We start from the raw sequence: 5494 nt of genomic DNA on the forward strand, positions 1-5494 counted from the left end.
GGCTCTGGGCAGAGCGGGGGCCTCGTCGTGTTCAGCAGCGGGAGCTTGTCGGAGCATCCACTGCCGAAGCATCAGGGCAGCAGCAGGCCGTTCTGACCCGCGCGCGCCGTCTCGAAGCGAGCGGAGACGTCCTCCCAGTTGACGACGTTCCACAGCGCCGAGATGTAGTCGGCCTTCAGGTTGCGGTACTGCAGGTAGTACGCGTGCTCCCAGATGTCGAACGCGAGCAGCGGCGTGACCGCGATCGACAGGTTCGAGTGGTGGTCCTTGAGCTGCAGCGTGATCAGCTTCTGGGCGATCGGCTCCCACGCGAGGATGCCCCAGCCCGAGCCCTGGATCGACGACGCGGCCGCGTTGAGCTGCCCGCGGAACTTGTCGAACGAGCCGAAGTGCTCGTCGATGGCCGCCGCAAGCTCGCCCACCGGCTTGTCGCCGCCGTTGGGGGAGAGGTTCTTCCACCAGACCTGGTGCAGCGCGTGGCCGGCGAGGTGGAACGCCAGCGTGGTCTCCAGACCGACGATCGAGCCGAACGACTCCTTGTCGCGCGCCTCCTCGATCTGCTCCAGCGTGTCGTTCGCGCCCTTCACGTAGGCCGCGTGGTGCTTGCCGTGGTGCAGCTCGTTGATCTCACCGATGATCGCCGGCTCGAGGTCGCCGTAGTCGTAGTCGAGATCCGGCAGCACGTACTGGCCCATGACGTCTCCTGCACTCTCTTGGTTCTTGCAACTTACTAGCAACTAGGCCGAGTAAACCAGTTGGGCGACGAGGCAACTTCGAAGCGTGTCCGTGCTGACAGCCGGGAATGTTTCGCTGTCGTTCGGTCCGAGGACGTGACCTCGGAGGTCGATCTCGATGTTTCGCCTGGTGACCGCATCGGCCTGATCGCGCCCAACGGCGTCGGCGAGTCCGCGCTGCTCCGCCTGTCGGCCGGTGAACCGCTCCCGAAACGGGTTCTGTCTCACGGATCGGGACCGTCGCGCGCCGGGACGAGCCTGGCAGGAACGTGCGCGCTGGACGCACACGGTCGGCGGAGAACCTGAGCGCGAAGGCGTCCGTTGTGGACCGTCGGCTCGCGCGGCTGGAGGTCGGCGAACCGCGCGAGGCGTGGCAGCTCCGTCGCGTTGACCTTGCGCCGGGCCGCGGTCAGCCGCGGCGACGTGGCGCTCGGGCCGGTCGACCTTATGATCGGCGAGGCCGACCAGCTGCGCGCGGCACTGCTTGTTTGGTCCTGGACGAATCCGCGAATCATCTGGATTTGCCGGCGATCGAACAACTGGAACAGGCGTTGGAGAATTTCGAAAGCACGTTGTTGCTGGTCACGCGCGATCGCAGGCCCGCATCGGCCGTGCGGGTGGATCGCGAGATCGACGTCGGCGACCTCCTCACGTTTCCTCGTGTGAAGGGTGGAAGATATGAGTCATGACCACCGAGGAGGACTGGCCGGTCGAACAGACCTGGTCACTGCGCAACACCCACTGGCACGCCTATGTGGAGCACACGTCGCTCGACCACGCCTCTCCTCGGCAGGTCCGCCTCGAACGCACCCCTGAGGAAGTGCTCACCTCACCCGCCGAGGTGGCGGCGTGGCTGGAGGTCAACCTCCGCAGCGCCACCCGCCCGGAGGAGACCGGCAAGAAGCGGGTGAAGGACGAGCGCGACTTCACCGACTCGAACCGCGTGCACGCCTCCCTGGCCTCGCGCGGCGAGTCGATCTACACGGGCGTGAAGGGCGAGCTGACCCTGGCCGTCGAGGCCGTGACGCCCGACGAGTGCCGCATCTCCCACGACGGTGCGGACGTGGCGCCGCTGAAGTCCGGCCGCCGCCGCTAGACCTCGTCACGGCGTCGGCGGGACGAGGCCGACGCCGTCGACGCCGGCCTGCCCGGCCGTTTCCGTTCGGGTGCGTTCCCGGGGCGGGGTCAGCCGACGTGCCAGGTGTGCACGGGCTCGCCCGCGTGCATGAGCTCCATGTACCGCTTGAGCATGCCGGACAGGGCCGCGTCCCTCGACAGGCCGCGTTCCTCCAGCAGTGCAACGGTTTCCCGCTGCCACGACGACCCCGTGCGCCGCGCGAGGCAGCGCTGCTCGATCACGCCGAGGTAGCGCTCGCGGGCCTCGTCGGAGACGCCGCAGTCGCGCAGGCCCTCGTGGGCCATCGGCAGCAGGCGGCGCAGCACCAGCTCGTCCGGCGGGATCCAGCCGATGCCCGGCCAGTACAGCTGGGCGTTCATGCCGTGCCGTGCACCGGTGTAGAGGTTCTCCTCCGCCGCCTGGAACGACATCTGCGTCCACAGTGGACGTTCCTGTGAGGCGAGCGCGCGCTGGGCGCCGTAGAAGAAGGCCGCGTTGGCCATCGTGTCGAGCACCGTCGGCCCGGCGGGCAGGACGCGGTTCTCGACGCGCAGGTGCGGCACGCCGTCCACGACGTCGTAGACGGGCCGGTTCCAGCGCCAGATCGTGCCGTTGTGCAGGCGCAGCTCGGAAAGACGAGGCGCACCACCGGCTTCGAGCACCTCCAACGGGTCCTCGTCGTCGGTTTCGGGCAGCAGGCTGGGGAAGTAGCGCACGTTCTCCTCGAACAGGTCGAAGATCGACGTGATCCAGCGTTCACCGAACCACACGCGCGGCCGCACGCCCTGGTTCTTCAGCTCGTCCGGGCGGGTGTCGGTGGCCTGCTCGAACAACGGGATGCGCGTCTCGTGCCACAGCGCCTTGCCCAGCAGGAAGGCCGAGTTCGCGGCGATGGCGACCTGGACGCCCGCGAGGCACTGGGCGGCGTTCCAGTGCGCGGCGAAGTCGGTCGGCTCCACCTGCAGGTGCAGCTGCACCGATGTGCAGGCGGCCTCGGGGAGAATCGACTCCGCGTAGCTCAGCAGCTTCTCGGGCCCCCTCCCCGGCATCGCCGGGCCTTCCAGGCGCAGCACCGTCTCCTCGCCGCGGGCGGAGAAGATCGTGTCGTTCAGCAGCGCGTACCGCGGGCTCTCGGAAAGCCACTTGCGGTCGAAGTGCCGCTCCCGCAACGTGGGCAGCACGCCGATCATGGCGAGGTTGGCGCCGACGTCGTTGGCCTTCGTGTCGGCGTTGTCGAGCGAGCGCCGCAGTTCTTCTTCCAGGCCAAGCATCTCACCGCCGGCGAGCTCGCGCGGCGGGACGTTGATCTCCAGGTTCTGCTGGCCCAGCTCCAGCGTGTAGGAGGGGTCGTCGATCTTCTCGAGCACCTCCGAGTTCGCCATCGCCGGCCGCATCGCGTCGTCGACGAGGTTGAGCTCGATCTCGAGTCCCATCTGCCGACGGGGAAAGGAAAACGTGTCTTCGGCCAACATCGTGGCCAAGGCGTCGAGACTCCGCTGCATCTTCTCGCGATAACGCTGGCGATCGTCTCTGGTGAACGTGCGGCTGGACACTTCACTTCCCATGCCGCTACCCCTTCGCTCGGCGCCGGTGGGCGCGGGCAGGCGGAACGCCAAAAGTGACACAGGCGAAACCTCCTTTACATCGCCCAAAACGGTGCTCTCTGTCACGTGGAGGTAACAACCAGCGATCATCCGCTGGTCGGGCGCGTGTGGTTCCGCCCTCCGGACTACCTCGCCTGTTCCACCCCGGCCCGGATGCGACACTTCCGGCGTGGCGACAGTGATCGACATCGACGACCCGGCCGACGTGCGGCTCGACGACTTCCGCGACCTCTCGACGGCCGACCGCAGGCCCGACCGGCCGGGCGGACGCGGTCTCGTGATCGCCGAGGGCGTCGTGGTGGTGGAACGTCTGCTGGCGTCGCCGTACCCGGTGCGCGGGCTGCTCGGGGTGCGGCGGAGGATCGAGGCGCTGGACCTTTCTGAGCTGGACGTTCCCGCTTACGTGACGTCGGCGGATGTTATGGCTTCGGTCGTGGGGTTCCACTTGAACCGGGGTGTACTGGCTGCCGCCGACCGGGCCCCCGAGGTGTCGTTCGACGAGCTGGCCGACCGCTCCACGCGCCTGGCCGTGCTGGAGGGCGTCGGCGACCACGAGAACCTGGGCTCGATCTTCCGCAACGCCGCCGCGCTCGGCGTGGACGGCGTGGTCCTGGGCCCCGGCTGCAGCGACCCGCTGTACCGGCGCAGCGTGCGCGTGTCGATGGGCCACGTCCTGCGCGTGCCGTTCGCTAGCACGGAAGACTGGCCCGCGGCGCTGAACATGTTGCGGCACAAGGGTTTCACAGTTGCCGCACTGACCCCGCGCCCTTCCGCCCTGCATCTTGCAGATGCCAATTTGCGCGGCCGGCGCGTGGCCGTCCTGCTGGGCTCCGAAGGTCCGGGCCTGACCGACGAGGCGATCGACGCGGCAGACGTGGCCGTGCGCATCCCGATGTCGTCCGGCGTGGACTCGCTGAACGTGGCCACCGCGGGCGCGGTGGCCTTCTACGCCATGCTCTAGAGGAGCGTGAGGATCAACGTGAACCAGGCCACCAGCACACCGGTGACAACGCCGTAAGCGACCCACCGCCACACCGGCACGTTGCGCCCGAGCCACACCGACGGCGCCAGCCCGCCCACGACCAGCACGTTGGCGACGAGCGCCAGCCACCGACTCGTCTCACCGAGCCCCAACGACAACGACACGACGGTCACCGTGACGATCGCGGCGGTGATGAAGCTGACCGTGAGCCCGGTGCCCCACGGCGTCGGCTCGGGTTCCTCGACCTCGGCGACAAGCGTCTCCACCGCCACCTTCGCAGGCACCTCGGGCGCCTCGACGCTCACCAACTCCCCGCTGACGGGGTCGGTGTAGGACACGGGAGCGTTCATGACAGCCGCAATCCGCCCGGCGAGCTGCTTCCCCCGCCGCGCGACCAGGGCACTGGCCACCCCGTCGGCAGGCGTCTCGGTCCGCTCGACGGCATCGGCGACCTTCGCCCACTCGTGCAACGCCTCGGCGAGATCGGCACCCAGGGGCAGGCTGTGCGGGTCGACCTCGCGCTCACCGGACTCGTCCTCCCCGGCGAGCACGGCGCGGCCGTCCCGGACTCGCAACTCCACGAACCCTCCTAGGTCTCCCGAGCTTCGCGGAGAACCTATCGGACCGGCACGGCCGGGGAGAACGTCTCGGCCCGCGATCTGGTGCGGTGCGGCTGCTGGGAGGGGCGGCTGCGGGTCTCGACTCGTGGGGTGGAGGGGGCCCTGGAGCCGAGCGCGACGACTTGGCGGGTGTGTGGGCGGTGGGCTGGAGTGCGGCGGCTCGGCGGTGGGTCTCGACTCGTGGGGTGGAGGGGGCCCTGGAGCCGAGTGCGGCGACTCGGCGGGTGTGTGGGTGGTGAGCTGGAGTGCGGCGGCTTGGCTGTGGGCCTCGACTCGCGGGGCGGAGGGGGCCCTAGAGCCGAGCGCGACGACTCGGCTGGTGTGTGGGCGGTCGGCTGGAGGGCGGCGGCTCGGCGGTGGGTCTCGACTCGTGGGGTGGAGGGGGCCCTGGAGCCGAGTGCGGCGACTCGGCGGGTGTGTGGGTGGTGAGCTGGAGT

6 protein-coding genes are annotated in these 5494 nt (G+C 69.1%); 3 read left to right on the plus strand and 3 right to left on the minus strand.

Features of this window, described 5'->3' with window-relative positions; genetic code table 11:
- Positions 1-71: 71 nt before the first annotated feature.
- Positions 72-695 carry a superoxide dismutase gene (locus tag ACFWGZ_RS39225; protein WP_382456666.1) on the minus strand — a complete coding sequence of 208 codons (624 nt, stop codon included), beginning with the start codon at positions 693-695 and terminating at the stop codon, positions 72-74.
- A 527-nt stretch (positions 696-1222) separates the two neighbouring features.
- On the opposite strand from ACFWGZ_RS39225, the gene ACFWGZ_RS39230 reads away from it, so the two are divergent.
- Positions 1223-1423 carry a hypothetical protein gene (locus ACFWGZ_RS39230; protein WP_382456667.1) on the plus strand — a complete coding sequence of 67 codons (201 nt, stop codon included), beginning with the start codon at positions 1223-1225 and terminating at the stop codon, positions 1421-1423.
- Positions 1420-1830, plus strand: coding sequence for a hypothetical protein (locus ACFWGZ_RS39235; RefSeq protein WP_325521628.1), 411 nt, complete (start codon positions 1420-1422; stop codon positions 1828-1830). Before ACFWGZ_RS39230 ends, ACFWGZ_RS39235 begins: the two co-directional genes overlap by 4 nt.
- A gap of 89 nt (positions 1831-1919) precedes the next feature.
- Here the strand turns inward: ACFWGZ_RS39235 and ACFWGZ_RS39240 are convergent, their stop codons facing one another.
- The gene (locus tag ACFWGZ_RS39240) at positions 1920-3416 is read right to left on the minus strand and encodes a glutamate--cysteine ligase (RefSeq protein WP_382456668.1); all 1497 of its coding nucleotides are present in this window, start codon (positions 3414-3416) and stop codon (positions 1920-1922) included.
- A 208-nt stretch (positions 3417-3624) separates the two neighbouring features.
- Between ACFWGZ_RS39240 and ACFWGZ_RS39245 the strand changes: the two genes are divergently transcribed.
- A complete protein-coding gene (locus ACFWGZ_RS39245) occupies positions 3625-4416 on the plus strand; it encodes a TrmH family RNA methyltransferase (protein WP_382456669.1) in 792 nt (263 codons plus the stop codon).
- Here the strand turns inward: ACFWGZ_RS39245 and ACFWGZ_RS39250 are convergent.
- Positions 4413-5018, minus strand: a complete 606-nt coding sequence (locus ACFWGZ_RS39250; RefSeq protein ID WP_382456670.1) for a DUF2537 domain-containing protein — start codon at positions 5016-5018, stop codon at positions 4413-4415. The two genes, ACFWGZ_RS39245 and ACFWGZ_RS39250, sit on opposite strands and share 4 nt — an antisense overlap.
- Between the last annotated feature and the right edge of the window lie 476 nt (positions 5019-5494).

This window comes from Lentzea sp. NPDC060358, from assembly GCF_042725365.1.
Classification (GTDB): Bacteria; Actinomycetota; Actinomycetes; order Mycobacteriales; family Pseudonocardiaceae; genus Lentzea.

Excerpts from the sequence above, each read along its gene's own strand:
- ACFWGZ_RS39225 (WP_382456666.1), bottom strand. The coding sequence starts at position 695 with ATGGGCCAGTACGTGCTGCCGGATCTCGACTACGACTACGGCGACCTC.
- ACFWGZ_RS39235 (WP_325521628.1), top strand. The coding sequence starts at position 1,420 with ATGACCACCGAGGAGGACTGGCCGGTCGAACAGACCTGGTCACTGCGC.
- ACFWGZ_RS39240 (WP_382456668.1), bottom strand. The coding sequence starts at position 3,416 with ATGGGAAGTGAAGTGTCCAGCCGCACGTTCACCAGAGACGATCGCCAG.